At 63.9% G+C, this 26,667-nt stretch carries 26 protein-coding genes; 15 read left to right on the top strand and 11 right to left on the bottom strand.

Going from position 1 to position 26,667, the window contains the following annotated elements:
* The coding region (purM, locus tag RT424_RS13265) for a phosphoribosylformylglycinamidine cyclo-ligase (RefSeq protein WP_313438883.1) at positions 1 to 900 on the bottom strand (900 nt) is incomplete at its 3' end.
* Positions 901 to 961: 61 nt separating this feature from the next.
* On the opposite strand from purM, the gene RT424_RS13260 reads away from it, so the two are divergent.
* The 5 genes from RT424_RS13260 to RT424_RS13240 are packed head-to-tail and all read left to right on the top strand — an operon-like array spanning position 962 to position 4,152.
* Positions 962 to 1,102, top strand: a complete 141-nt coding sequence (locus RT424_RS13260) for a hypothetical protein (RefSeq protein WP_313438880.1) — start codon at positions 962 to 964, stop codon at positions 1,100 to 1,102.
* A 2-nt stretch (positions 1,103 to 1,104) separates the two neighbouring features.
* A complete protein-coding gene (locus tag RT424_RS13255) occupies positions 1,105 to 2,388 on the top strand; it encodes a heavy-metal-associated domain-containing protein (RefSeq protein WP_409521492.1) in 1,284 nt (427 codons plus the stop codon).
* A 12-nt stretch (positions 2,389 to 2,400) separates the two neighbouring features.
* Entirely contained in the window at positions 2,401 to 3,024 is a 624-nt protein-coding gene (locus tag RT424_RS13250) for an ATPase (RefSeq protein WP_313438874.1), read from the top strand.
* 44 nt (positions 3,025 to 3,068) lie between these two features.
* Positions 3,069 to 3,770 carry a serine O-acetyltransferase EpsC gene (gene epsC / locus RT424_RS13245; protein WP_313438871.1) on the top strand — a complete coding sequence of 234 codons (702 nt, stop codon included), beginning with the start codon at positions 3,069 to 3,071 and terminating at the stop codon, positions 3,768 to 3,770.
* Between the two features lie 7 nt (positions 3,771 to 3,777).
* Positions 3,778 to 4,152, top strand: a complete 375-nt coding sequence (locus tag RT424_RS13240) for a DUF2794 domain-containing protein (protein WP_313438868.1) — start codon at positions 3,778 to 3,780, stop codon at positions 4,150 to 4,152.
* A gap of 40 nt (positions 4,153 to 4,192) precedes the next feature.
* Here the strand turns inward: RT424_RS13240 and RT424_RS13235 are convergent, their stop codons facing one another.
* Entirely contained in the window at positions 4,193 to 5,104 is a 912-nt protein-coding gene (locus tag RT424_RS13235) for an SDR family NAD(P)-dependent oxidoreductase (RefSeq protein WP_313438865.1), read from the bottom strand.
* Positions 5,105 to 5,252: 148 nt separating this feature from the next.
* Here RT424_RS13235 and purS point away from each other — a divergent pair, with 148 nt between their 5' ends.
* A complete protein-coding gene (purS, locus tag RT424_RS13230; RefSeq protein ID WP_021235007.1) occupies positions 5,253 to 5,486 on the top strand; it encodes a phosphoribosylformylglycinamidine synthase subunit PurS in 234 nt (77 codons plus the stop codon).
* Positions 5,486 to 6,163: a phosphoribosylformylglycinamidine synthase subunit PurQ gene (purQ, locus tag RT424_RS13225; RefSeq protein ID WP_313438857.1), complete on the top strand. Its 678-nt coding sequence runs from the start codon at positions 5,486 to 5,488 to the stop codon at positions 6,161 to 6,163. The genes purS and purQ overlap by 1 nt, the downstream gene beginning before the upstream one ends.
* A 54-nt stretch (positions 6,164 to 6,217) precedes the next feature.
* Here purQ and RT424_RS13220 read toward each other — a convergent pair whose 3' ends face one another.
* Both RT424_RS13220 and RT424_RS13215 read right to left on the bottom strand, forming a co-directional pair.
* Positions 6,218 to 7,039 (bottom strand): enoyl-CoA hydratase/isomerase family protein, encoded by an 822-nt coding sequence (locus RT424_RS13220; protein WP_313438854.1) that lies wholly within the window; start codon positions 7,037 to 7,039, stop codon positions 6,218 to 6,220.
* A gap of 11 nt (positions 7,040 to 7,050) precedes the next feature.
* The gene (locus RT424_RS13215; RefSeq protein ID WP_313438852.1) at positions 7,051 to 9,261 is read right to left on the bottom strand and encodes an acyl-CoA dehydrogenase; all 2,211 of its coding nucleotides are present in this window, start codon (positions 9,259 to 9,261) and stop codon (positions 7,051 to 7,053) included.
* A 261-nt stretch (positions 9,262 to 9,522) separates the two neighbouring features.
* Here RT424_RS13215 and RT424_RS13210 point away from each other — a divergent pair, with 261 nt between their 5' ends.
* A complete protein-coding gene (locus tag RT424_RS13210) occupies positions 9,523 to 10,848 on the top strand; it encodes an amidohydrolase family protein (protein ID WP_313438849.1) in 1,326 nt (441 codons plus the stop codon).
* Between the two features lie 55 nt (positions 10,849 to 10,903).
* Here RT424_RS13210 and RT424_RS13205 read toward each other — a convergent pair whose 3' ends face one another.
* Positions 10,904 to 11,959 carry an AraC family transcriptional regulator ligand-binding domain-containing protein gene (locus tag RT424_RS13205; RefSeq protein WP_313438846.1) on the bottom strand — a complete coding sequence of 352 codons (1,056 nt, stop codon included), beginning with the start codon at positions 11,957 to 11,959 and terminating at the stop codon, positions 10,904 to 10,906.
* A 174-nt stretch (positions 11,960 to 12,133) separates the two neighbouring features.
* Between RT424_RS13205 and RT424_RS13200 the strand changes: the two genes are divergently transcribed.
* The 3 genes from RT424_RS13200 (at position 12,134) to RT424_RS13190 (ending at position 14,847) form a co-directional block, all read left to right on the top strand.
* Entirely contained in the window at positions 12,134 to 13,114 is a 981-nt protein-coding gene (locus tag RT424_RS13200) for an enoyl-CoA hydratase/isomerase family protein (protein ID WP_313438843.1), read from the top strand.
* Positions 13,115 to 13,311: 197 nt separating this feature from the next.
* A complete protein-coding gene (locus RT424_RS13195) occupies positions 13,312 to 14,379 on the top strand; it encodes an AraC family transcriptional regulator (RefSeq protein WP_313438841.1) in 1,068 nt (355 codons plus the stop codon).
* A 129-nt stretch (positions 14,380 to 14,508) separates the two neighbouring features.
* Entirely contained in the window at positions 14,509 to 14,847 is a 339-nt protein-coding gene (locus tag RT424_RS13190) for a DUF4286 family protein (protein WP_313438839.1), read from the top strand.
* Positions 14,848 to 14,874: 27 nt separating this feature from the next.
* Here the strand turns inward: RT424_RS13190 and RT424_RS13185 are convergent, their stop codons facing one another.
* Positions 14,875 to 15,681 (bottom strand): enoyl-CoA hydratase-related protein, encoded by an 807-nt coding sequence (locus RT424_RS13185; protein WP_313438836.1) that lies wholly within the window; start codon positions 15,679 to 15,681, stop codon positions 14,875 to 14,877.
* Positions 15,682 to 15,960: 279 nt separating this feature from the next.
* On the opposite strand from RT424_RS13185, the gene RT424_RS13180 reads away from it, so the two are divergent.
* Positions 15,961 to 17,655 (top strand): FAD-binding protein, encoded by a 1,695-nt coding sequence (locus RT424_RS13180; RefSeq protein WP_313438833.1) that lies wholly within the window; start codon positions 15,961 to 15,963, stop codon positions 17,653 to 17,655.
* A 24-nt stretch (positions 17,656 to 17,679) separates the two neighbouring features.
* On the opposite strand, the gene RT424_RS13175 is transcribed toward RT424_RS13180, so the two are convergent.
* Positions 17,680 to 18,684 carry an NAD(P)-dependent alcohol dehydrogenase gene (locus RT424_RS13175; RefSeq protein WP_313438830.1) on the bottom strand — a complete coding sequence of 335 codons (1,005 nt, stop codon included), beginning with the start codon at positions 18,682 to 18,684 and terminating at the stop codon, positions 17,680 to 17,682.
* Positions 18,685 to 18,900: 216 nt separating this feature from the next.
* On the opposite strand from RT424_RS13175, the gene RT424_RS13170 reads away from it, so the two are divergent.
* The 3 genes from RT424_RS13170 (at position 18,901) to RT424_RS13160 (ending at position 22,742) form a co-directional block, all read left to right on the top strand.
* Positions 18,901 to 20,631, top strand: a complete 1,731-nt coding sequence (locus RT424_RS13170; protein WP_313438827.1) for a class I adenylate-forming enzyme family protein — start codon at positions 18,901 to 18,903, stop codon at positions 20,629 to 20,631.
* A gap of 78 nt (positions 20,632 to 20,709) precedes the next feature.
* Complete coding sequence (locus tag RT424_RS13165; protein ID WP_313438824.1) at positions 20,710 to 21,723, top strand: thiamine pyrophosphate-dependent dehydrogenase E1 component subunit alpha; 1,014 nt, start codon at positions 20,710 to 20,712, stop codon at positions 21,721 to 21,723.
* Positions 21,720 to 22,742 (top strand): transketolase C-terminal domain-containing protein, encoded by a 1,023-nt coding sequence (locus tag RT424_RS13160; RefSeq protein ID WP_313438821.1) that lies wholly within the window; start codon positions 21,720 to 21,722, stop codon positions 22,740 to 22,742. Before RT424_RS13165 ends, RT424_RS13160 begins: the two co-directional genes overlap by 4 nt.
* 79 nt (positions 22,743 to 22,821) lie before the next feature.
* On the opposite strand, the gene RT424_RS13155 is transcribed toward RT424_RS13160, so the two are convergent.
* The 4 genes from RT424_RS13155 to RT424_RS13140 all read right to left on the bottom strand — a co-directional run bounded on the left by RT424_RS13155 (position 22,822) and on the right by RT424_RS13140 (position 26,544).
* Positions 22,822 to 23,766, bottom strand: coding sequence for a cation diffusion facilitator family transporter (locus RT424_RS13155; protein WP_313438819.1), 945 nt, complete (start codon positions 23,764 to 23,766; stop codon positions 22,822 to 22,824).
* 77 nt (positions 23,767 to 23,843) lie between these two features.
* Positions 23,844 to 24,845 carry an acyl-CoA dehydrogenase family protein gene (locus RT424_RS13150; protein ID WP_313438816.1) on the bottom strand — a complete coding sequence of 334 codons (1,002 nt, stop codon included), beginning with the start codon at positions 24,843 to 24,845 and terminating at the stop codon, positions 23,844 to 23,846.
* A complete protein-coding gene (locus RT424_RS13145; protein ID WP_313438813.1) occupies positions 24,842 to 26,023 on the bottom strand; it encodes an acyl-CoA dehydrogenase family protein in 1,182 nt (393 codons plus the stop codon). The genes RT424_RS13150 and RT424_RS13145 overlap by 4 nt, the downstream gene beginning before the upstream one ends.
* A gap of 206 nt (positions 26,024 to 26,229) precedes the next feature.
* Entirely contained in the window at positions 26,230 to 26,544 is a 315-nt protein-coding gene (locus RT424_RS13140) for a Rieske 2Fe-2S domain-containing protein (protein WP_313438886.1), read from the bottom strand.
* Between the last annotated feature and the right edge of the window lie 123 nt (positions 26,545 to 26,667).

Raw genomic sequence — 26,667 nt, 5'->3', positions numbered from 1 at the left:
CATCTCGGCCGGCTCGATGTTGCCCTGCGCCTGGAGGAAAGCCATCAGGCGCGGCTGCTCCCAGGCACCGGCGTCGATGCGGGCGTGCAGGCCGTTGGGCAGGACGCGCGGGATGTTCTCCAGCAGACCGCCGCCGGTGATGTGGGCGAGGGCGTTGATGCGACCGGAGCGGATGAACGGCAGCAGGCTCTTCACATAGATGCGCGTGGGCGCGATCAGCGCGTCGATCAGCAGCGTGTCCGAATCGAACAGGGCCGGCCGATCCAGCTTCCAGCCCTTGTCCTCGGCCAGGCGGCGGACCAGCGAGTAACCGTTCGAGTGCACGCCCGAGGAGGCGAGGCCCAGCAGAACGTCGCCATCGGCAACCTTGTCACCGGTCAGTTGCTCGCCGCGCTCTACCGCGCCGACGCAGAAGCCTGCGAGGTCGTAATCGCCGGCAGCATACATGCCCGGCATCTCTGCCGTCTCGCCGCCGATGAGAGCGCAGCCGGAAATGCGGCAACCGTCGGCAATGCCGGCGACGACGCGCTCGGCAACGCCGTTCTCCAGCTTTCCGGTGGCGAAATAGTCGAGGAAGAAGAGGGGCTCCGCGCCCTGGACGATAAGGTCGTTCACGCACATAGCCACGAGGTCGATGCCGATATGGTCATGGCGGTCATGATCGATCGCCAGCTTCACCTTCGTGCCCACGCCGTCGTTGGCGGCCACCAGTAGCGGATCCTTGTAGCCAGCCGCGCGCGGGTCGAAGAAACCGCCGAAGCCTCCCAGTTCTGCATCGGCGCCGGGGCGCGCGGTGGATTTCGCGAGCGGTGCGATGGCCTTCACCAGCGCGTTGCCGGCGGCGATGGAGACGCCGGCCTGCTCGTAGGAATAGCTCTTCGGGGTGTTATCGTCGGACATTGCGCGCGCATAATGCGCAAACGCCCGGCTGTCACGCCCGAGCATTGCCGGCGGTGAATAAATGACGCGCGAATTCGCTCATCACGCGGCTCCTGCAAGGCATTTCTGCGGTTTTGCGATGCGGGCGAGCGGGCAATTCCATCGGCTGTCGGATTACAGCTTGGATTTCCAGATCGGTTTGGGCAAAAGGCCGGTCGATTGACGATGGCGATGACGTTCTCCCATAAATTCCGGCGCGTGGCCGACATGAGCTTGGGCTCGGCGCGGCGCGTCGTGCTTCTGGCTGGAGCGGCCGCGATTCTTGCGCTCGGCGCGGCGGGTGGCTACCGGCTCGTGGCGCAAGTGGAGGGCGATCGTGGCATCGCCCCGCTCGCCAATTCGGAAGACATCCAGGTCAACGGTATCAAGGTCGACGTGATCGCCAAGACCGGTGCCGAGGCGCGGCTGGAAGGCTGGAAGCAGGCCGAAAAGGAAGCCTGGAAGAAGCTTGGCGGACCGGACATGCCGGTCGAATCGATCGATGCCATGGTTTCGTCGGTGGTGATCGGCCAGGAACAGGTCGGGCCCCGCCGCTATATCGCGACGCTGGGCGTGATCTTCAACAAGGCGCGCGCCGGGCAATACGTGGGCGCTGGCGGCGCGACGATCCGTTCGGCGCCGATGCTGGTCCTGCCAGTGCTCTATTCGGGCGGCGTCCAGCAGGTTTTCGAAGTGCGTGGGCCCTGGCAGCGCGCCTGGGCGGAGTTCCAGGCGTCGCAGAGCCCGATCGACTACGTGCGGCCGGTAGGCGCGGGTGGCGAATCGCTGATCCTCACGGCCGGGCAGGCCTCGCGGCGCAGCCGGCTCTGGTGGCGCAACGTGCTGAACCAGTTCGATGCCGCCTCGGTTCTGATTCCCTATGCCCGCCTCGAACGGCAATGGCCCGGCGGGCCGGTCCACGGCACTTTCACCGCGCGCTACGGGCCGGACAACACGTTCCTCGGTACGTTCGAGATGGACGCCGGCAGTGAGCAGGAACTGCCCGCGATGCTGGAAAAAGCCGTGCAGCGCATGGACGGGCTCTATCGCGACGCCCTTTCCACCGGGGAATTGCGTCCGGATCCTACATTGACGACGAGCGGCCAGGTTCTGGACCGCGCATTTGCGGAACTTCGCACCAAATTGATGCCGAAGGGCGGCGCGCCGATCGTGGACCTGCCGCCTGAAACGGTGACGCCCAGCTCCGCGCCTCCTCCGGTTGCGCTGGCGCCGGTGGAAACGGTTTCCGTTCAGTTCGCGTCTCCCGATGCAGCGGCCGTGGATGCCGCTCTGGCTGCGGTACGCGGCGTTCCCGGCGTGCGCGGCGCGGCTACCATGAGCCTTGCCGTCGGCGGGACATCGGTGATGCGCGTAAGCGTCGAGGGGGGCAGCGAAAGGCTCGCCTCGGCACTGCGGGGGCAGGGCTGGAAAGTGACGACAGCGGGTGGCGCGCTGAGGATCACGCGCTAGGCTTTCCCGGTGATGAAGCAGATCGCCCTTCCGCTGTCCGCCGCGAGCGACAGCCCGCCGCGCATTGTCGTCGGCAATGCCAACGCGGCGGCGATCGATGCGCTGCTGGAGCCCGATGCATGGCCTTTCCACAGCGCCATTCTTTCCGGGCCGCCCCGTTCGGGAAAGTCGCTGCTGGCCCGTTGGTTCGTCGAGTCGGGGCGCGGCGATGCCCTGGACGATGCCGACCGCATGGACGAGGATGTCGTGTTCCATAGCTGGAACCGCGCGCAGGAAAGCGGCCGTCCCCTGCTGATCGTGGCAAGCCGTCGACGGGGCGAGGGTGAGGGACGCTGGCAAGTGATGTTGCCGGACCTCCGCTCCCGGCTTGGCGCTGCCCTTGAACTTGAGATCGGCGAGCCCGATGAGGAGATGCTGGGCGAACTCATCGACGTTCATGCCCAGATGCGTGGCCTGCCGCTGGACGTTTCGGCAACCGACTACCTTGTACAGCGTTGTGAACGTAGCCATGTGGGCGTCGAAAATCTGGTCGCCGCCATCGATCGACTCAGTCTGGAGCGCAAGCAACCTCCAACGCTGGCGATCTGGCGCGATGCGCTTGAGGAAGCCGGTCGCGGCCTTCCGAAGGCTTCATGACCTCTTGGCTTGCCAGTCGGGCCATTTGATGGGAGATTCGCGCGATGCTGGGTAATCTGGTTCGCTATCTGGATTCTGTGGTTGCGCGCGATCCCGCGCCGCGCTCGCGTTGGGAAGTTCTGCTCTATCCCGGCGTCTGGGCGCTGTTCTTCCACAAGATCGCGCACCGGCTGTTCCGTGCGGACTTCTTCTTTCTGGCCCGCGTCGTGAATCATGTGTCGCGGTTCCTCACCGCGATCGACATTCATCCCGGAGCCACGATCGGCCGCAATTTCTTCATCGATCACGGCTTCACCGTCATCGGGGAAACGGCGCATATCGGCGACAATGTCACGATCTATCAGTGCGTTACGCTCGGCGGTTCCAATCCCACCAATGGGAAAGGCGGCAAACGGCATCCGACGCTGCTGGACAATGTGATCGTGGGGTCGGGAGCGCAGATCATCGGTCCGGTGACGGTTGGCAAGCGTGCCCGCGTCGGTGCGAGCGCCGTCGTGACCGAAGACGTGCCGGAGGGGGCGACGATGATCGGCGTCAAGGCGCGATCGACGCTGGTCAAGGCTGAGACTTACGCCAAGGAATTCATGCCTTATGGCACGCCTTGCAAGGAGCCTTGCGAGCCGGTCGGCAGCCAGCGGGTGGATGAACTGGAAGAGCAGGTCGCGGCTCTGCGCGGTCAGGTCGATTCGCTGATGCGCAAGCTTGAGGAAGAAAAGCAGATCGAGCCGGTCGTGAAGGGCATCTGACAGGCGGATGTCCGCAGGATCCCATCCCCTTGCAGGCCCACTTGCCGGCAGTGTCGTCGCTTTCCCAGGGCGTACGCCGCTTCAGGTCGGCTTCGACAAGCTTGAACTCCAGCGTATCCTCGATCTCTATGGACGCATGGTGGCTGCCGGGATGTGGCGCGACTATGCCATGGATTTCGGCAAGGAAGCGGCCAATTTCTCGGCATTCCGCCGAGCCGCCGAACGCCCTCAGGCCCGGATCGAGAAGCGACCTTCCCTGCGCGGCAAACAGGGCATGTGGACCCTGTTCGGAGAAGTCGGCCAGGTGCTCAAGCGCGGCCACGAACTCGCCGGGGTGTTGAGCCCGCTCGAACGCAAGCTGCTCAAGATCGTCGAGAACTGAGAGCCCGGGGCGCCTTCACATCGGAGCGAAGTGGCTGTTCCTAGCCTTGGTTTTTCAGCAGCATCGACAAGGCGCGATGCGCCTGTTCCATGCCGGTTGCCAGGATACGATCGCTTTCCCGGCTGGAGATCTTGCTCCAGGCTCTCGCAAAGCCTTCCACGGTCAGGTCGTCTTCCTCCAGAAGTACGCCGTCGTTCATCGTGATGAAGGCGCTCTGGCAGACGCCGCCGCCCGCACCGACGATGGCATCGTTGGGCGAGTCCTTCGATACCAGGAACAAGGCAGCCGGGACGACGGCTTCGGGGCTGAACACGTTATAGGCTTCGTCCGGGAATATGTCGGCCGTCATGCGGGTGCCGGCGGTGGGCGCCAGGGAGTTGACGCGAATGCCGTATTTGGCCCCTTCCATGCGCAAGGTGCGGGCCAGACCGAGAACGCCCAGCTTGGCCGCGCCGTAATTGGCTTGCCCGAAGTTGCCGCCGAGGCCGCTGGAACTGGTGGTCATCAGCACCCGACCGTAGTTCTGTTCGCGCATCGTTTCCCACACGGCCTTCGTCGCGTAGGCGCTGCCGAGCAGGTTGACGCGCACGACTTGCTCGAAATCGGCCATGTCCATCTTCGCGAAAGTGCGATCGCGCAGGATTCCGGCATTGTTGATGAGGACGTGGATGCCGCCCCATGCCTCGCGCGCGCGGGCAGCCATGGCTTCCATCTGCGCGAAGTCGGAGACGTCGCCATTGTCGGACAGCGCCTCGCCGCCCGCCTTGCGGATTTCCTCGACGACGGAAAGCGCAGCGTCCGAATGTCCCGATCCGGCGCGATCGGTGCCGAGGTCGTTGACCAGGACTTTCGCCCCGCGCCGAGCCAGTTCGAGCGCGTAGGCACGGCCAAGGCCATGCCCGGCGCCGGTGACGATGGCAACCTGGCCGGCGAACGAGATCACATCCTGCATTTTCGAGGAAATGGCAGGTTGCGCCGGGCGCTTCAATCGCCAGTTTGAGGCAGGCCGTATTTGCGGACTCTCAAACCTTGCCCCCGGGCCTGTCCGGGGCCATAGGCGCTCTGAAACGAATCTGCGCCGTTAAGCGAAAGGCCCTGCGATGAAAGTCCGCGTCCACGTCAGCCTCAAGCCTGGTGTCCTCGACCCGCAGGGGCGGGCGATCCACCACTCGCTCGAAGGCCTGGGCTTCTCCGGCGTCAACGACGTGCGTGCCGGCCGTCTCTTCGAACTGGACGTTGCGGATTCGGTCAGCGACGAAGCGCTGGACGACATGTGCCGCAAGCTCCTCGCCAACATGGTGATCGAGAACTACCGTATCGAGAAGGTCGCCTGATGGCTTTTCGCTCCGCCGTCGTCACGTTCCCGGGCTCCAACTGCGACCGCGACCTGGCGGTGGCGCTGGAAAAGATTTCGGGCAACGAGTGCATCCGCGTCTGGCACGGTGATGCCGAGCTTCCGGACAATCTCGATTTCATCGGGCTGCCCGGCGGCTTCTCTTATGGGGACTACTTGCGCTGCGGCGCGATCGCCTCGCGTTCGCCGGTCATGCAGGCCGTGATCGCGGCGGCCGGGCGCGGTGTGCCGGTGTTCGGCGTGTGCAACGGCTTCCAGGTCCTGACCGAAAGCGGGTTGCTGCCCGGCGCGCTGCTGCGCAACTCGGGCATCCGCTTCGTGTGCCGCGACGTTTCGCTCAAGGTTGAGAACGCGCAGTCGCTGTTCACCTCGGGATACGAGACCGGCCAGCACATCCGCGTGCCGGTGGCGCATCACGACGGCAACTATCATGCCGACGAGGAAACGCTGGATCGTCTCGAAGGGGAAGGCCGCGTAGCCTTCCGCTATGCCGAGGACGTCAACGGCTCGGCCCGCCAGATCGCGGGCGTGCTGAACGCGGCGGGCAACGTGCTGGGCATGATGCCGCACCCCGAACGCGCGATCGAGAATACCCATGGCGGCACCGACGGCCGTGCGCTGTTCGAAAGCGCCATTCGCGGAATGGTCGGGGCCTGAAGCTCTGCTCTAAACGGGGCATGGAAATCCATGGCCCCGTTTACCTCTTCGGCGTCAGGCTTTGCCCTTGCCGCCGACGCCTTTCAGATATTCTTCCATACCCCGTATATAGTCGGGGTTGAGCATCAGCGCGCTGTTGGCCATCCGCTCGACATGGCGGGCGCTATCGCGGCCGACTTCGGCGCAGAGTTCGATGGCGACCTTGGCGGCGCCCATCTGCTCGGGGTTCTGCCGGGCCAGATGTCGGCAGAAGTCCATGACGTCCGTCTCGAAGGTTTCGTCTTCATAGACCTGATGGACCAGGCCCATGGTTAGCGCCATGTCCGCGGGCGCGGGCTTGTTCGCCATGATCAGCCAGCGCGCCCAGTGCGGACCGCAGATGCGGGTGAGCCGCGAGACACCACCTGAGGCGGGCAGCACGCCGAACAGCCCTTCCGGAAAGGCATAAGCGGCACTTTTCGCGGCCAGGCGGAAATCGCAGGAGAGGCTCATCTCCAGTCCTCCGCCCACGCACATGGCGTGGTGGGCGACGACGAAGGGCTTCTCGATATGCTCGATCTCGTCCCACAGCTGCTGCATGTTGTTGAGGTTGAGCCGGTGGTTCTCGCGAATGGCCCGCGCGCTGCCGCCGGTTGAAGTGGGCGAAACGATGTTCTGGTTGCCGCCGCGCAAGTCCGCGCCGGAACTGAAATAGCGGCCCGCCGAACGGATCAGCATTACCTTCAGTTCGGGCGTCTCACGAAAGTGGAGCACAGCCTCGGTGAGCAGGTCCATCATCTGGCGACTGATCGCGTTGAGCTTGTCGGGCCGGTTGAGCGTGGCGACAAGAATGCCGTCCACTTCTTCGGTCAGCAGCTGCGGGGCTTCTTCCGTCATCTTCATTCCCCTCAGTTGCGCGATCGCGGCAGGCCGAGGCCCTTTTCGGCGATCATCGAACGATGGACCTGGCTGGTGCCTCCGTAAATGGTCGTGCCGTGCGCATGGCGATAGGCGAGGTTGAGCGCATTGGCCGCGCCCTTGCGCTTGGACAGCGAATAGGGTGCGGTCAGGTCGAGCAGATCGCGCGAATCGGTAATGAACAGTTCGGACGAGAACATCTTGGCCATGGGGCCATAGGCGCCGTTCCCCTTGCCATGGACTTGCGTCCAGTTGGCGCGGTAGGCGATCAGTTCGGAAGCGAGCACATGGGCGTAAGTGCGCGCGAGCCGCGTCTGGGCCTTGGGGGTATCGATCAGCTTACCGCCCCCGGCCACCGGGATTTCCCCGCAGAGTTCGACGGCGTTCTCCAGCATCGCACGCTGCACTTTCGCGAAGCCGCCGCCGTGTTCCAGTTCGAGGCTCGCCGCCATCGTGCGGCCACCGGCATTGATCTCGCCCAGGCGCCAGGTGTCCGGGATATTTACATTGTCGTAAAAGGTGATGTTCGTGCGCTCGTCCATGAAGGTATGGACGGCCTGCACGGTAACGCCTTCGGCCTTCAGCGGCACGATGAACATCGTCAGCCCTTTGTGCTTCGGCGCATCGGGATCGGTACGGCAGAGCATCAGCACGTAATCGGTGAGATTCGCGCCGCTCGTCCACATCTTGGTGCCGTCGATCCGCCAGGAGCCGTCCTCGAGCTGCGTCGCCTTGCACTGCGCGGCGAAGACGTCGGAGCCGCAGCCCGGTTCCGAATAGCCCAGCGAACAGATCGCATCGCCGGCCATGACCTTGGACAGCACGTCGCGCTTCAGTTCCTCGGTACCGAAGCGGTACATGATGAGCGCCACCATCTGGGCGACGTTGGCGACCGGGTTGTTCCAGTGCTCTTCCTCGAAAGCGTCCCGCGCGCCGGTGACGGCGTAGGGGCTGAGGCCGCGCCCGCCGACATCCTTGGGAAGCTGGAGATAGGCGAGGTTTGCCTGGACCAGCTGCTTGTGGATCGTGGGATTGTGGCCTTCCCAGGAGAAGTGGAATTTCTCGCGCTGCTCGTCCGTTACGTTCGCGGCGAAGAAGTCGTGGATTTCCTGCTGGATCGCACGGGCATCCTCGCCCAGGTCGAACTCCACCGGAACCTCGCCCACATCGGGAAGGCTGGCTTTTTCGCCCGCGTAGAGCCGGCGACCGGCTTCGGCCAGCCAGTCCTCGGGATCGCCCGCTACCAGCGGCCAGGCCTTGGCGCGCAAGTTGTAGAGGTGGACGTCGTGCTCGGTGGTGAGGCCGATGCCGCCGAAGGTCTGCACCGCGTGACGCACCGTGCGGCCCGCTGCACTCGAAGCATACCAAGCCGCCAGCGACACTTGCGCCCCGGCCGCGGCCTCTGCATCGGCAATCGAGCGCATGGCCTTCCACGCCAGGAACTTGGCCGAATCGATCTCGCAGATCAGGTCCGCCATGGGATGCGACAGGGCCTGGAACGTGCCGATGAACACGCCGAAAGCCTTGCGTTCGCCCGCATAGTCCGCCGCCATCGTCAGCGCGGCGCGGGCGAGGCCGGACAGCGCCAGAGCCATCAGCAGCTTCCATTCCTCAAGCCCGGCCTCAAAGGCGGCCAGTGCCTCTTCTCCACTTCCGAGGACCGTGACGGGAAGCGCTGCCAGATCGAGCTCGGCGATCGCGGTCGTGGCCAGACTGGGCTCGGCGTGGCGGGCTTCGGCCGGAACGGCGACCAACACGATATCGGCGCCACGGCGCGCGATCACCGCGTCTGCGACCAGACCGCCAGCAACCCATTGCCGGGGGAATTCGGCAATATCGCGCATGGCGATCGTCACCACCGCTTCGCCGCCGATGGCGCCTGCAAGAAGCTCCTCGGCGCCGCCGAGAAGTCCCAGCAGACGTGTCGCCACGAGGGCTTCGGCCAGGGGACCGGAGGCAAGCGTGCGGCCGGCCTCCTCCATCAGCACGCCCGCATCGAACAGGCCCAGGCCCATGCCTTCGGCTTCTTCCGGAACGCGCATGGCAAAGGCGCCGAGTTCTGCCAGTCCCGACCAGAGCGCGGCATCGAAGCCGTTGGCGTCCAGGGCCTTCCTGACGCGCGCGGGGCTGGAATGCTCGTCGAGGAAGCGCGCGAAAGTGTCGCGCATCATCGACTGTTCGTCGGTAAGATCGAAGTTCATGGTTCAGGCTTCCCCGCGCGTCTTAATCTTTGCGTTTTCCGGTCCTGATCATACCTCGCGATGCCGTTCAATCGTGGCGGTCACGCAATCGCGGGCGCGATAGCTTGGTGTCGCTCTCCCGGTCGTCGCCTTCGTGCTGGCGGGGCGGGACGCGGAGGCATAGTCTTGTGCGACAGGGCATCGAATAAGATGCGCCGCCGGACCTCGTCCCGTCAGAGTGGGGCCGGCGCTCGTGGGAGAGTGGCTATGCAGATGAACGACATGGTTCTGATCAGCGTGGACGATCATATCAGCGAGCCGCCCGACCTGTTCGACAAGCATCTCTCGGGCGCGGCCCTGGAAAGCGCGCCGAAACTGATCCAGGACGCGAACGGCAAGGATCTGTGGGTCTACCAGGGCATGGAGTTCCCATCGGTGGGCCTCAATGCCGTGGTCGGCCGGCCCTTCGAGGAATATGGCATGGAGCCGACCTCGCTCGATCAGCTCCGCCCCGGTTGCTACGACGTACACGAGCGCGTGAAGGACATGGACGTCAACGGCGTCGCCGCCTCGCTGAACTTCGGCTCGGTGTTCGACTTTGCAGGCGGACGCCTTCATCGCGTGCCCGATCGCGATCTCGCGAAAGTCCACATGAGCGCTTATAACGACTGGCACATCGACGAATGGTGCGCCGCCTATCCGGGGCGCTTCATTTCCTGCGCGATCGTTCCCACCTGGGACATGGACGCGACCGTGAACGAACTGAAGCGCGTGTCCGAAAAGGGCTGCCACACAGTCTCGATCAGCGAGAATCCGACGTGCCAGGGGCTGCCTTCGATCCACAATTCCTATTGGGATCCGTTCTATAAGGCGATCAACGATCTCGACATGACGATCTGCCTGCACATCGGCGGCGGCAATCCGGCGCCGCATGCCTCGATGGAAACGCCGATCGAGGCCTGGATATCGACGATGCCGATGTCGATCGCCTATGCCGCTTCGGACTGGCTTCAGCTTGAGGCCCTGCATCGATACCCGGATATGCGCATTGCGCTTTCGGAAGGCTCGATCGGCTGGGTGCCCTATTTCACCGAGCGCGCGGACTTTTCGAACTGGCGGCACAAGGCCTGGACGAATTCGCGTTTCCAGAAGATGAAGCCGAGCGAAATGTTCAGACGGCACTTCCTCAACTGCTTCATCGATGATGCTTTCGGCCTACAGAACATCCGCTTCATCGGTGAAGACAATATCGCCTACGAATGCGATTATCCGCATTCCGATACCCTCTGGCCGGAAGTGCCGGAGCATCTCTGGCCCTCGATCAATCACCTGACCGAGGAACAGATCGACAAGATCACCCACGGTAACGCAATGCGCTGGTTCCGCTTCGACCCGTTCCGGCACTTCACGCGAGAGCAACTGACGGTGGGGGCCTTGCGCGAGAAGGCCAGGGCTGCCGGCGTCGATACCAGGCCGAAGTCCTCGGCGGGTGAGCGTCCGGTCGATCACGGAGAGACCCGGCCGGTGACCTCCGGAGACATCATGAAGATGTTCATGCGCCATGAAGACGGCGATCGCGCAGCGCGGATGCAGAAGCAGGGCGCCTGAGCAAACGGCGGGAGAGAACTGGCGCCGCCGGGAAAATTCCCGAAAAAGCGGGATATCAATGGTGGAAGCGGAACTGCTGCGGCGTCATTCCGGTCCAGCGCTTGAATGCGCGACCGAAGCTCGTCTGTTCGCCGTAGCCGAGCCGATCCGCGATTTCGTCGAGAGACAGGCGGCGGTCGGCCAGATGAGCGCGGGCCAGGGTTTCCCGTTGCTTCTCTACCATTTCCGAGAACCGCACGCTTTCGCCTGCAAGCCGGGACTGAAGTGTGCGCACGGACATCCCCGTCTTCTCGGCGCAGCGTTCGATCGAGCAGCCGCCGGAAGCCAGCGAACCGCGAATATAGCTCTCCACCCGTTCGACCAGCGAAGGGCTATGCGCCGATTTTACTCGCTGGAGATAGGAACCGAGCAACTTGTAGAGCAGCCGGTTGGCGCTCGGCACGGGCTGTTCCAACGCTCGGACCGGGAAGGCCACCGAATTGCGGCTGGCCTGGCGGATCACCTTGCAGCCCAGCATGTTCTCGATTTCCGGCAGGTCGCTCTTGCGGGGTTCGGCTGAAAGACTGATCCAGCTTGGCTTGAAGGCTGGTCCGCCGATCGACTGGAGCAGCTTGAGGTTGAGCATGGCGGCCTGGTAGTTCGCCTGATCGTTCACGCCCATGTCGGCATTGACCATCCAGGTCAGTTCGGCAGTGTCGCGTCCTTCGATCAGCAGCACCTCGCTGTCGGGCGCATGGACGACCGGCAGGAAATCTATCAGGCAGCGGATGCCGGCCCGAACCGTCGGCGCCGAGCGGCAAAGCGCGGTTACGCAGCCGAAAACCTCAGGATCCTGCATCGAGCCGAAGCGAAGACCGAACAGCGGGTCGTCGAAGATCGTGCTGCAATATTCGAACGTGTCGGCCACCTGCTGCGGGGCGACGAGGCTTTCGGGATCGACGAGGACATGGGCGTCCATTCCATGGCGTTCGACGATGCCGCGCGCATCGCGGCCATGGCTGCGCGCCATTTTCGCGAGACCGGCAAAGTTGGCGGCGCGCACTTGTCCGCCCACGGGCGCGACGTCGAGCGGGCCGTCGAGACTGAAGAAGCTGTCCTGGTGTGAGTCCATATCCGGTCCCGATCCTCTCCTCCGTGACGTTTTCGCCTCGGCGCCCGGCATCCAATATCGAGAGCGCCGCGCGTAATGCCAATACCCCTCCACTTGCCTGTGGCAGCACTCGGACGAGCCGGCGATCGCAGTGCGGCGAACGGAACGAAAAGCGCAAAAAGCGGGGAGAGCGTCATGAAGACGATGGCCGACCACAAGAAAGTGGCCGAGGAGCACGTCCTCTACGAGAAGGACAAGGCGACCAGGATTGCCACGATCACGCTCAGCCGGCCTGACAAGCACAACACCGCGACCATCGGCATGCGGGCACGCTTCGGCGAACTCGTATTCAAAGCCAACATCGACGACGACGTGAAAGTGCTTGTGATCCGCGGAGAGGGCGACAACCTGGGCAGCGGAGGCGACCTGGACGAGCATGGCGATCTCTACCTCAACCCCGCGCCGGGAGACGGTTTCCTTACAGACCTGGAAATCGACGATCCGGATGTGAAGTATCCTCCGCCGGGGTCTTTCCGCTATCTTCACGGACTGACGGACTATTATGCCAAGGCCCGATCGGGAAACCGGCCGCTTCAGGAATTCAAGAAGATCTCGATCGTCGAGGCCAAGGGCTATTGTTACGGCTGGCATTTCTACCAATGCGCCGATGCCGATATCATCGTCTCCTCCGACGACGCCTTGTTCGGGCATCCTTCGTTTCGCTATGCCGGCTGGGGGCCGCGCATGTGGCAGTGGCTGGAAATGGTGGGCCTGCGCCGCTTCTCCGAAATGCTCTTCACCGGGCGTCCGTTCACGGCTGAAGAGATGCAAGGCTGCAACTTCGTCAACTCGGTGGTCGCGCGCGACAAGCTGGAAGCGGAAACGGCCAAGTATGCCCATGCCTGCTCCATAACCCGCCCCACCGACGTCGTCGTGGCGCAGAAGACCTTCATCGAGGCCTACAAGCAGTATCGCGGCGAATACATGGGCAGCCTGCTCACCGGCTGGCTGGAAGGCATGCTGCCGCTGATGAAGGACGACGGTGCCTCGGATGTGAACCTCGGCAAGGATTCCACCTTCCGGCAAGGGATCAGCAACGTGGTGAAGGCGCACGATGCCAACTACCCGCCGGAGTGGCGCCTTTCGAAGAAAGGGAGAAGCGGCGCCGGCAACTGATCGAGCCCGCGCGGTGTCGTTCGCATCGGCTGTGATTTCGCGCCGGAGCGATATCTGCACGGAGTGCAGATCGCCGTGCACGATAAGCGGAAATGATCGCGCGGGTCGGTGGTAACTTGTTCGAGGCTCACAGACCGGTCGCAACCGGCGGGGCACGGGCCGGGCTCGACCCGGCGCTCATACCCGGGGAGAGGGTGATGGCAGAAACCTTGTTCGCGCTCGACAGGCGCAATTTCCGTGATTGCCAGCAGGTGTTCAGAGGCGATCGTCAGCAGGAATACTATCGCGGCGAGTTCTGGGTGGAAGATGCACCCAATGTCGATGTCCGGTCGGAGCGCAAGGCGGTTGGCGCCATGTCGATCATCCGGCAACGCTCGGCGAGCAATCTGTTCTTTCGCCGCTCTCGCCGGCATATTCGCGAGGACGCGACCGACCTTTCCATTATCTGGTTCGTACGGCGCGGCGTCCTTGCCTTTTCGAACCAGTTCGGCGGCAAGGTGGCGCGGCCGGGCGATCTCATGGTCACGCGCTCGATGTCGCCCTTCCTGATCGAGTGCAGGACCGACGGGGACGAGGTTCATGAAAGCCTTCACGTCACGGTCCCCACCCATGTGCTGCGCTCGCACATCGGGCAGGATATGGATGCGGGGCTGCACATGACGGGCGGGCGGCCCGAACTCGGCCCCGAACTCGGCATGGCCGAGCGCATGTTGAGCGAGGTCTTCTCGGACGACGGGCGATTGGGCGATCCCTCTGCGCGCTTGCTGGTGGATACGGCGATCGCCCTTATCGCCAATGCCCTGCGCTCGCTGGACGAACAGCGGCCTTGTCGCCAGTCGATCGCCGATCGCCGGCTGGAGGAAGTGCTTCGCTTTATCGAGGTGCACCTGTCGGATCCGCAACTCTCCACGGCGATGGTGGCCAGGGGCTGCGGCATTTCGCCGCGCTATCTCTCGTTTCTGCTGCGGCTTCGCGAAACGTCCTTCTCCGAGCTGGTATGGGATCAGCGTTTGGCGAAGGCGAGGGACTGGCTTGGCAGGACCGACCCGCGCGACATCTCGATCAGCGAGATCGCTTATGGCGTGGGCTTCAAGAGCCCCGCGCATTTCAGCCGCATGTTCAAGCGGGTGTTCGGGGCAAATCCCCGTGATTATAGGGGCGATTACCGGGGCGATTGTGGGGCGGAGCTTGCAGTGTGTGATGGGCAGGGCGCGGCGGACGAGGCTTTCGTGGAATTGTCCAGCGCGAGCCTGCTCCTTCAATAGAGCCGCCACCGGATCGTCACGACGCGGAGGCGATGTCTGCGCGGTGGCCTTGCGGCGGCCTTGCGCCGCGCTGCGTGACTGACCGAAGCTGCCACGAGGCCGGCGCAGTCGGCGGAACCGGAGAGAGACATGGGCAAGTTCAAGCTGATCGCCCTCACTACCCCCAAGCCGGGGCGGGAGGACGATTATCATCACTGGTACGACAACAATCATCTGCCGGAACTGGTGAACACCTTCGGCATGAACGGTGCCCAGCGCTATGAACTCGTGGCCCGGCTGGTGGGCGACGACAGCAATCCGTACCTGGCCATCTATGACATCGAGACGGAAGATCCGATGGCTCTGCTGGGGGCGATCGGCAAGGCGACGGCTGCGGGCGAACTGACGCCTAGCGATGCGCAGGACATGGCCACCTGCTACACTGCGCTTTTCACCGAGCGCGGCGATCGGGTAGTACCGGCCGGGTAGCACATAATCGGCCGGTGGGCCGCCGTCCTAGCGGCCGATGAAGCGGGGCGGCCGCTTCTCCCGGAGGGCGGCGATACCTTCCAGATGATCCGCGCTGCGGACGGAAACGCTTTCATAAGCGATGCCCGCGTCCATCAGGGCCGTGGCTAGGCGCTTCAGTTCGAGGTTGGTCAAGACCTTGGTGGCCCGGATCGCCGCCATCGCGCCGGAAAGCATTTTCTCGCAGAACGCATCCACGCGGGCATCGAGGTCTTCGGCCGGAACGCAATGGTTCACCAGTCCGATCTCGGCTGCCTTTTCGGTGGTCAGGAGTTCTCCCGTGAGCAAATATTCCTTCGCGCGGGTAAGGCCGATGCGTTGCGCCCAGATAACCGCTCCGCCATCTCCCGCGACGAGGCCCAGGCCGACGTGGGGATCGCCGATCTTCGCCCCCTTCGCGGCGAAGATCACGTCGCACAGCAGGGCCAGCGTTGCGCCCAGGCCGACCGCGTGCCCGTTCATGCGGCAGATCACCGGCTTGTCGATGTCCAGCAGGGTGGCGACGATCCGTTTGGCGATACGGGCTTCATGATCGAACAGATGCGGGTTGCGGGCATTGTGCTCTATGTGATCCAGATCGCCGCCCGCCGAAAACGCGCGACCTGCGCCGGTCAGCACGATCACGTCGGATTCCGGATCGCCTTGAGCGAACCATAGCGCCTCTACAAGGTCGTCATGAAGCTGGAGGTTTACGGCGTTCATCGCATCAGGACGGTTCAGAGTGATCCGCAGCAAGCGTCCTTCACGCGCCATGGCGATGGTGTTGAGGTTCGGCAGTGGCGGCGTATCGCTCATTTTCGGCAATCTCCCGGTAATTTCGCCAGTCGATGAATTCGGCAGTCATAGTCGGCGCGGGGCGCGGAGGGCAGGGGCCAATCGCCAAAGGGATAACCATTCGCCGGGGCGAAACCTTGTGTCCGGCGGGGGCGGTCCGGGCCGAACGCCTTGCCAACCTTGCGCAAGTCCGTTCTATCTCGCTGAACACCCGAATGGCGGGGTCATCGAAATCCGGGCGAAATCCGGGCGATCGGTTCCGCGCAAGCGGTTTCACGCGCGGGGGCAGGGAGAGATAACATGACAATGGCGCGGTTCGACGAGAGCTTCGACTGGGTGGTCGTTGGCAGCGGCGCGGGTTCGATGGCTTCGGCGCTGCTGATGAAGCAGGCGGGGAAGTCCGTGCTCATTCTGGAAAAGTCGCCCTGGGTCGGCGGCACCACGGCGAAGTCGGGCGGCGTCATGTGGATTCCCAACAACCGCTTCATGGACCCCGGCGAGGACAGTTTCGAGAAGGCTTGCGAATACCTTGACGCGGTGGTGCCCGATGGCGCGAACAGCCCCGGCACGAGTCCCGAACGGCGCCGGGCCTATGCCCGAGAGGCGCCGAAGATGCTGGACTTCATCGTTTCGCAAGGTGTGGAGATGGAGCGGGGCTCCCGGTTCTGGCCCGATTATTACGACGAACTTCCCGGCGGCGTGAAGACGAGCCGTACGGTGACGGCGGTACCGTTCGACAAGAACCTGCTGGGCAAGGCCTGGGCCGGCAAATTGCGGCAGGGCTTCGCGGAAGTCCCGGTGCGGTTGGACGACGGGATGAAGCTGCCCTTTGCCAAGCATTCCTGGGCGATCAAGAAGTTGCTGCTGAAGACGGCGGTGAAGATCGTCGCCGGCAAGCTGACCGGCAAACACTGGGTCACGGCCGGGGCGGCCCTCCAGGGGCGGATGCTGAAGGCCGTGATGGACCGACAGGCGGCGGAGATCCGGACGGACAGTCCGGTTACCGCCACCATCGTCGAGAACGGCCGCGCCATGGGCGTGGAAACCGTCAGGGACGGCAAGCCCTGGCGCGTCGAAGCGCGGCTGGGCGTGCTGATGAATGCTGGCGGCTTCTCGCAGAACCAGGCGATGCGTGACAGGTACATGCCCGGCACGCGTGCCGCATGGTCGAACGGGATCGAAAGCGATACCGGCGACATGCACGTGGAACTGGAACGCCACGGCGCGGTGCTGGCGCAGATGGACCAGATGGTCGGCTTCCAGATGTCCGAGGCGCCGGGTTGGGATACCGACTACGTCAAGCCGGGCACGCAGAGCACCACCGGCAAACCCCACGCGATCCAGGTCGACCAGACGGGCGTCCGCTACATGAACGAGGGGGGCTCCTATGAAGAGTTCTGCGAAAACATGCTGCAACGCAACCGCACGGTTCCCGCGATCCCGAGCTGGGCGATCATGGACCAGCAGTACATGGACGAATATGCCGTGGCCGGCAAAGGCATGGCGAAGAAGAACATGAGCCGCTGGCTGGCCTCGGGCTGGATGTACAAGGCTGACAGCGTGCAGGAGCTTGCAAGGCAGATTTCCGTTCCCGAAGCAGCGCTGGCGGCGACGATAGAACGCTGGAACGGGTTCGTGCAGGGCGGCCGAGACGAGGACTTCCATCGCGGGGAACGCGCTTATGACAACTGGCTGGGCGATCCTTTCTTCAAGGATGGTCCCAACGCCTGCATGGGAACGATCGAGAAGGGCCCGTTCTATGCGATCCCGATCGTGCCCGGCGATGTCGGCACATATGGCGGGGTGGTCTGCGACAGCGATTCCCGCGTCCTCAGGGCGGACGGTTCGCCGATCGAGGGGCTCTATGCCTGCGGCGTCAGCACGGCATCGCCGATGGGGCGGGTCTATCCGGGGGCAGGTGCCAGCGTGGGGCCGTCGATGACGTTCGGCTGGCTTGCCGCCAGGCATGCGGCCGGATTGGGCAATCAGGTCTGAGCTGCCAAAGACGCTGATCGCCGCTCAGCGCAGGTTGACGCCGATCTTGCCGAAGAAGCGACCGCTGGCGAGATGTCGATAGGCATCCGCCAGACGATCGAGATCGTAAACGACGTCCACCACCGGGCGGATGCTATGTCGCACGATGAACGCAGTCATCGCCTCGTGTTGCTCGCGATTTCCGACGCTTATCGGGGCCAGCTTCACGTCCGGTGAGCCGCGCGTCCAACTGAATTCGGAACCGAGCATGCCGATGCCGGACAATTGCCCGCCTTCCTTGATCAGCGCGGCATTGTCGTCGAACTGGCTCGCGCCGACAGTGTCGATCACGTTGGCGATCGGCCGATCGCCCAGGGCCTTGCGTAGTTCCCCAGCCCAGTCGGGCGTCGTGCGATAATTGATGCAGAGGTCGGCGCCCAGCGAGCGGGCCCGCGCCAGCTTGGCATCGGACGAGGATGTCACCGCCACTTTCGCGCCCATGGCCTTGGCCAGCTGAAGGGCCGCAATGGCCACGCCGCCGGTGCCGTGCGCCAGTATCCAGTCCTGGGCGCCGGTCGGCCGGAGGGCGGTGAGCGCCGACCATGCGGTGAGGGCCGCGCATGGCAGCGTCGCGCCTTCCAGGTCGCTCAGTTCATCCGGAAGCAGCGCCAGGCTTTCGGCATCGCAGACTACGAACTGGCGCGCCACGCCGTCAATCGGGCCGCCCAACATGCGCGGGTCGGGTTTCGAACCAGTCAGCCAGAATGGCGCGAAGATCGGCGTCACCCGTGCTCCCTTTGCCACGCGCACGACACCTGGCCCCACGGCCACGACTTCACCCGCCGCACAAGAGAGCGGCACGACGTCCGGCTCCTTTCCCAAGCCGGGAATGAGGCCGAGGGCGACGATGATGTCGCGATAATTGAGCGTTGCCGCCGTCAATTGCACGAGCGCCTCGCCGGGCCCGGGTTGGGGGACAGGGACTTTGCCGATGGCGATAGTGTCGATGCCGTGACCCGTGAGGATCGTCGCCTGCTTCATATAGCTCATGGCTGTCTCCTGTTTCGGAAAATTCTATCGCCTTGCCACGGGCTACGCAGCATGGCCCGGCTCGCCGGGGCGATGGCTTTGCCTCCAGAGGCGAGCGAGCGTGACTGTCGCGCCAAAGCGGCGAGCCGCCTGTTTCGGCGCGCAACCGGCGCTGCTAGGCCAGGGTCGAGAACAGCCGCGCAAGTCCGGGACCAGAACCATGGAGAAAAGCCGCCGATGACCGCCCCTTCGATCGTCTTCGGTCCCCGGCTTGACGAAGAGCCCGGGCAAGGCGCGCAGACCATCGCCGGCTATTTGCGCGAAGTCGTGGCACGATACGGCCCGCGCGAGGCGGTGGTGCTGCGGCAGGGCGCGTGCCGGATTTCCTGGAGCTACGACGATCTGATGGAACGCGCGATGGCTGTCGCCCGCGCGCTCGTGGGCTGTGGAACGGCCAAAGGCGAACGGGTCGGCATATTGATGACCAATCGGCCGGAGTTTCTTTCCAGCCTGTTCGGCACGGCTCTCGCAGGCGGCGTGCCCGTTGCGCTCAGCACTTTCTCGACGCCATCGGAGCTGGATCATCTGTTGGGCGCCTCCCAGGTTTCCACGCTGCTGTTCGAGCGCCAGGTACTCAAGAAGGATTTCGGCGCCATGCTCGCCGAAATCGATCCGGCGATCGTGCAAGGACGCCCCGGTTCCCTGGCCTCTATGCATTTTCCCTATCTCAGGAGACTGGTCTCGCTGGGCGATGTTCCCGACCGGGAAGGACAACCCGCAGGTGAGGTTAGCGGCGCGGTGGAGACATGGGAAAGGTTTCTCTCCCGCGGTGCGGCCATCCCACCGGAAGTCGTCCTGACGCGGAGCGAGGGCGTTCATCCTGCGGATACCGGTGGCATCTTCTTCTCGTCAGGCACCACCAGCCTGCCCAAGGGCATCGTCCATTCGCAGCGCGCCATCGCCGTGCAGTGGTGGCGCTGGCCGCGTCTTTTCGCGATGCATGAGCCGGTGCGCAGCTGGACCGGGAACGGGTTCTTCTGGTCGGGCAACGTTTCCATGGTCGTGGGCGCGGCTTTTTCGACGGGCGGGGCCGTGATCCTTCAACGCCTGTTCGATGCGGACGAGGCGTTGGACCTGATCGAACGGGAACGCGTCACTTTTCTTAATGGGCGGCCGCATCAATGGGCGCGGCTCCAGGGTTCCGCGCGTTGGCCGGGGGCCGACCTTTCCAGCGTGAGGTACGTGCCGCGCGGAGAACTGGTCCGGCAGCATCCCAGCGTTGCGACGGACTGGGAAGTACCGATGTCCTACGGTTGCACGGAAACCATGACGATCTGCACGTCGTTCGTCGCGGATGATCCACAAGGCGGGTTCGAAGGATCGTTCGGAGCGCCTTTGCCGGGGAACGTCCTAAAGATCGTCGAGCCGATATCGCGGCGCGTGGTGCCGGTCGGAACGGTCGGGGAGATGTGCATCAAGGGGCCGACGCTGATGTCGGGCTACCTGGGCAAGGCGCCGGAGGAATGCTTCGACGAGGAGGGTTTCTTCTGTACGGGCGATGCCGGACGGGTCGATGCGGCAGGGCGCTTCTTCTGGGAGGGGCGCATGACCGAGATGATCAAGACCGGTGGCGCCAATGTCGCTCCGGTCGAGGTGGATGAAGTCATCGCCCGAATTCCGGGGGTGAAGCGCACCCAGACGGTGGGTGTGCCGGACGATCTGCTGGGAGAGATGGTGGTCGCCTGCATCGTCCCGATCGATGGGGCGAAGCTTGACGAAGCTACCGTGGTCGCGCGCTGCAAGGCCGAAATCGCCAGTTTCAAGATCCCTCGCCGGGTGCTGTTCTTTCGGGAGGAGGACTATGCCGTAACCGGCAACGAAAAGGTGAAGTCAAGCGAAGTTCGCGCACTGGCAGTGGCCCGCCTGGCTGCGGATACCGCCGAGGCGGTCCGCCCTCCTCTTGCGTGAAGGTGGGCTTGGGGTACTGAACTTGAGTTCAGCCCGCACTGTTCGCATGCGCGGGAGAGGCTGTTCGAGAGAGGACACATGAGCCAGACACTGGAGAACCGAGCATCCCCGGATGCCAAGACGCAGCTCGACATCTATCGCCGGATGATCCGGATCGAACGGAATGACGACGCCACCCGCACGCAAATCCGCCGAGGCCGCATCACGGCGCCCTATTACTCGGCGCGGGGGCAGGAATGCATTCCCTCATCCATATCGGTGCTACTGAACGACGACGACAAGATTTGCACGATCTATCGCGGCATTCACGACATGGTGGCCAAGGACATGCCGCTGCGGCCGCTCTGGGCCGAAATCTGCGGCCGCGTGGACGGCACCTGCAAGGGCAAGGGTGGCCCGATGCATCTCACTCACCCGGAAACGGGCGTGATGGTCACCACGGGCATCGTCGGATCGTCGATGCCGATCGCGAACGGGTTCGGGTGGGCGGCCCTGCTCGATGGGACCAAGCAAGTGACGGTCGCCTATTTCGGCGACGGCGCCAGCAACATCGGCGCGTTCCACGAGGCGCTGAACCTGGCTTCGGTGTGGAAGCTGCCGGTGATCTTCGTATGCCAGAACAACGGTTTCGCCGAGCATACCCGCTACGAGAACGGCACTTCGGTGGACCAGATCTCCAAGCGCGCGATCGGCTACGGAATGCCGGGCTACACGGTGGACGGCAACGACCCGCTTGACGTCTACGCCCACGCCCATGCCGCCATCGAGCGCGCGCGGGCGGGCGAGGGGCCGACCCTGCTGGAATGCAAGACCTTCCGATTCATGGGCCATGTTTTCGGAGACAACGACGCCTACATGACCAAGGAAGAGAAAGCGGCAGCCATGGCGGACGATCCGCTGCCGAAGTTCCGCCAGAAGCTGATCGACGACGGGGTTGCCACCGCTGCGGAACTCGACGCGCTGACGGCAAGGATCGAGGAAGAGGTGAACGACGCCATCGAGTTCGCGATGGCCTGCGAATACCCGTCCGACGACGAACTGCGCCGAGACGTCTTTGCTGAAGAGATTCCGGCCAAGGAGATGTGGGCATGAGCACCGATACCCTTGATGCACCGGTCGTCGAGACCGTGAAGATGAACGGCCTTCAGGCCATCAACGCCGCGCTGATGGAAGCGATGGAGGCCGATCCCAAGGTTCTCGTCCTTGGCGAGGACATCGCGGACAACGAGGGCGGCGGCGTCGTCGGCGTCACGCGCGGGCTCTCGACCAAGTTCGGCACGATGCGCGTGCGCTCCACGCCGATCTCCGAACAGGCGATCATCGGCGCGGCCATCGGCGCGGCCATGGGTGGCTACAAGCCCGTGGCCGAGATCATGCTGATGAACTTCACGACCGTCGCCATGGACATGATCGTCAACCATGCGGCCAAGCTGCGTTTCATGTCGGGCGGCCAGAGCCAGGTACCTATGGTGATCCGCACCCTGACCGGCGCGGGCAATCAGACCGCCGGTCAGCACGCCGACTTCTATGAGGCATGGTTCTGCCATACCGCCGGCATCAAGGTGGTGATCCCCTGGACCCCGGCGGATTTCAAGGGCCTGTACCTTTCGGCTATCCAGGACCCGGATCCGGTGATCATCGTCGAAAGCGGCAAGACCCTGTTCGTGCCGATGGACGTGCCGGTCAACCAGGGACCGATCCCGCTCGGCAAGGCCAACATCGTGGCGCCGGGCAGTGACATCACCATCGTTTCCTATGGCCAGATGATGTTCACCGTCATGCAGGCCTATGAGGAACTCACCAAGGCGGGCGTTTCGGTGGAGGTCATCGATCTTCGTACGATCTCGCCGTGGGACAAGGAAACCGTGCTGACTTCGGCCGAGAAGACCGGGCGTCTGCTGGTGGTTCACGAGGCCGGCCGCAACTTCGGACCGGGTGCGGAAATCGCCGCTACCGCGCAGGAGCACCTGTTCGGCAAGCTGAAGGCCCCGGTAGGTCGCCTTGGCGCGCCTTACTGCTCGGTGCCCTTCGCGAAGAAGCTGGAAGATGCCTTCCTCGTGCAGCCGCCGGAGATCATTGCCGAAGCGCAGCGTCTCGTCGCGATGAGTTGAAGCCCGCACGTTCGGGATCAGCCCGAGCTATGCGGTTTTTAAGGGCCTCCGTAGCGATACGGAGGCCTTTTTGCGGCACTTACCAGACCATCGCATCGGCCCGCTTTTCGGGGCGAATGTAGATCGAGGTGATCCATGGGGAGAGGACCTTCATCCGGCCTTCCAGTTCCTCGATCAGCGTTTCGGCGTCGCCCATCCTGAGGTTGTCGTCGAAATCGGCGCTGATGGCGACGAAGATCGCCTGCGGGCTCGTGTGGATGGTGCGAATGTGGTTCACCGCATCGATGCGCGGGTGCCGGTCCAGCATATCGCGAATACGGGCGATGAGCACCGGGTCGGCCGCCTCGCCGATCAGGAGTTCCTTGGATTCCCGGGCCAGCAGCACGGCGACGCCTGCCAATACGCAGCCGATCAGCACCGACGCCACGCCGTCGATGCGCGGGTCCGCGAAGTGGATCGAGGCCCAGACGCCAACGGCGGCAATCACCAGACCGATCAGTGCGGCGCTGTCCTCGAACAGCACGATAAAGCCTGGCGGATCCTTGCTACGGTGGATCGCCTGCCACCATGTCTGTTCGCCGCGACTGCGATCGAATTCGCGCACGGCGATGGCCCATGAGGCGCCTTCCATCACGAATGCGACGCCCAGGACGATGTAGTTGAGCGTGGGGTCCGCGATCGCCTGCGGCTGTTGAATGTGGACGAAGCCTTCGTAGATCGACACGCCGGCCCCGATCGCGAAAATCAGGATGGCGACCACGAAAGCCCAGAAGTAAAGCTCGCGCCCATAGCCGAAGGGGTGCGTCGGGTCCGGCTTACGGCTGGCGCGTTTCTGGCCGTAGAGCAGCAGCACCTGATTGCCGCTGTCCACTAGCGAGTGGACGCCTTCGGTGAGCATCGAGGACGAGCCGCTGATCCCCGCTGCCACGAACTTGGCGACGGCAATGCCGAGATTGGCGGCGAGCGCGCCGTAGAGAACGATATTCGCTTTGACGTGGGCGGTTACGCTATTGGGCTCGCTCATCTCGGGACGGCTCCTCGGGGACTTCGAAGAACCCCAACTGTTGCCAGCCCTCCCAGGTTGCGCAAGCCCGGCGCGTTTCAGGCGAGAGCTTCGCGTCCCACGCGCTCGTTCCAGAGGTCGGCATTGCCGCAGAGTTGCTGGTTCAGCAGTGCCCGTTTCAGGAACCGATGGCACGGATGCTCGTCGGTCAAGCCGATGCCGCCGTGAAGCTGGACCATTTCCTCCGTCACGAAACGGAAGGCTTCCGCGGCGAGAACCTTGGCGGCGGCAAGCTCGGTCACGCTTGCATTTTCGTCCCGCACCCGTTTCCACAGGAGGGCCTCGGCCACGACGATGCGCGTCTTCATGTCGGCCGCGCGATGTTTCAGGGCCTGGAACAGCGCAATGGGACGGTCGAACTGACGGCGGACTTTCATGTATTCGATGGTCATGTCCAGTGCTGCACCGGCAGCTCCGATGCAGTCGGCGGCAAGGGCGAGTTGCGCCTCGCCGGAAAGCCGATCATGCAGGATCGCGGCGCCGGCTGCGTCGGTCAGCATCATGGAGGGCACGAAGCCGTCCAGTTCGACGTCGAAGAGGCGGCGACCGGGATCCCAGACAGGGCGTTCGACGAGCGAGACGCCGGGTGCGTCAAGCGGCACAAGCGCATAGCCGCCGGGAAGCTGCGCCACCACGGCCACTGCCATGTCCCCTTCGAACACCCCGGATATCGTGCCTGAAACGGCACTGTCAGAACTCTGCGTGACCCTGGAGGAGAGCATCGGCAGAGGCGCGTAATCGCCGCTCGCCAACCTCTCCAGCCAGACTGCGCGTTCGCTGAAGTGTTCGCTGGCGGCAATCGCCTGAAGGCCGAGTTGCGCGGGGATAAGCGGCATCGGTGAAAGCACGCGGCCCATTTCGAGATGCAGCGTGGTAGAAGCTTCCCGTGTGAGACCGAGCCCGCCGTCGTCTTCGGGCAGGCGCACCATCAGCCAGCCCATCTCGGCGGCGAGCAGCCAGCTCTCATCGCGCGCGGGCGAAAGCGTTTCGGCTGGAAAAGCCTTCTGCGCGGCGGCGGTGAGTTCGTTGAGTTCGATCACAGCACCCACCCCTTCGGCTCGCGCGGCATGTCCAGCATGCGTTCGGCGATGATGTTGCGCTGCACTTCCTCGCTGCCGCCGGCGATGGTCCAGGCATAGGAGTTCATGAAATCGGCCATCCAGTTACCGGTATTGAGGTCTCCGAAGGTGATCGGCGCCATGTATTGCTCTTCCATGTTGCCCAGTCGCAAACCGAACGCGGAATAGGCCCGCAGCGCGCGGCTATAGGCGTTCTTGACGATGGAGGCGTCTCCGATACGCTCGATGCCGTTGATGCGGTTGTCGAGGAACTGGTCGGCTATCGCGCAGACGGCGTCCACTTGCGTGACGAGCGTACCGAAATCGCGCAGGATTCCGCGATCGTCCTCATGACCATGATCGCGGATCTGCCTGGCAACGCGGTGCAGTGCTCCGCGCATCCGGTAGGACAGTTCCATAAGTGTCAGGCCGCGTTCGGAGGCGAGCGTAGCCTGCGCCACGGCCCATCCCTTGCCTTCCTCGCCCACGCGTTCGGAGACGGGGATCTCGACGTTATCGAGGAAGATTTCGGCGAATTCCTCATCGCCCTGGATCTGGTGGATCGGCCGGACGGTAACGCCGGGGGTCTTCATGTCCATCAGCAGGTAGGTGATGCCCGCCTGCTTCACGCCATCGGACGAAGTGCGTGCCAGCAGCAGGCACTTGTCCGCGAACTGGGCCATGGTCGACCACACTTTCTGGCCGTTGACCACATAGACGTCTCCCTTCCGTTCGGCCCGCGTCTTGATGGCGGCAAGATCCGATCCCGCTCCAGGCTCGGAGAAGCCTTGGCACCAGGTTTCGCCCTCAAGGATCTTGGGCAGGTAGCGCGCCTTCTGTTCGGCATTGCCGCATTCGTGAAGGGTGGCGAAGGCATGATAAGTGGAGACGAAGGAAAGCAGCAGGCGCGGGCAATCGGCGCGGGCCAATTCCTCGTAGATCACTTTCTGCTCGGCCAGGCTGCGGCCTCCACCCGGATAGTCGGCAGGCCAGTGCGGGATCGCATAGCCCGCGCGCACGAGCTTGCCGAACCAGTCCCGCTGGGTGCGGACGAAATCGTCCTGCGTGCGGCTGGCATCGCGCCAGCCCGAGGGCGCTTCGGCTTCGAGAAAGGCGCGAACTTCGCCTCGCAGGACTTCGAGATCGGCTTCGTTGGTCATGCCTAGTCCTTGCCGCCCGGCCGTGGGGGCGTCCAGACGGGGGTAGGTCGCCGCGGCGATATCGCAAGTCGAATCGACATTCAGCCCATGCGGGCCTGCGAAGTGCGATTTTCTGCGTTTCGGTGCTCACGGACCGAAAGTCCGCTGCGCTCCGATACTCGAAAATCACGCTTCTCGGCTCCACGAGAACTGAATGTCGATCCGACTTAGATGGCAACTTCTATCGTCTCTCCGCTGATCCGCACCTCGTAAGTGTCGATGGCCATCGTTGCGGGCGGATTGATCGGCGCGCCAGTTTCCAGGTCGAACCGGGCGCCGTGTACGGGACACGAAATCCAGCCGTTGCGCATCCGCCCGCATTCGAGCGTCTCGTAGGCATGACTGCACAAGTTGCGCACGGCGAAGATGCGATCGAGCGTGTTGCAAATTAGCATGCTGATCCCGCTCACTTCGACCACGATCTTGGTGCCGGGTGGCACGTCTTCGAGTTTGGCGGCGGCAACGAAGGTCTTTTCGGTCATCATCATCCCGGCTTTCTCTGGCGGTCCTGTTCGCGGGGCTGCGTGCCGCGCGCTCCGGACGCAAGGGCAGGCTGGTCGCGAGCAGGGCCAAGCAAGACGCTGTACCGTGGCGGTCATTTCGCG

It is taken from the genome of Novosphingobium sp. (assembly GCF_032093395.1).
Lineage (GTDB): Bacteria > Pseudomonadota > Alphaproteobacteria > Sphingomonadales > Sphingomonadaceae > Novosphingobium.
The sequence above is the reverse complement of the archived record's forward strand: the minus strand, read 5'-3'. Positions and strand labels throughout refer to the sequence as shown.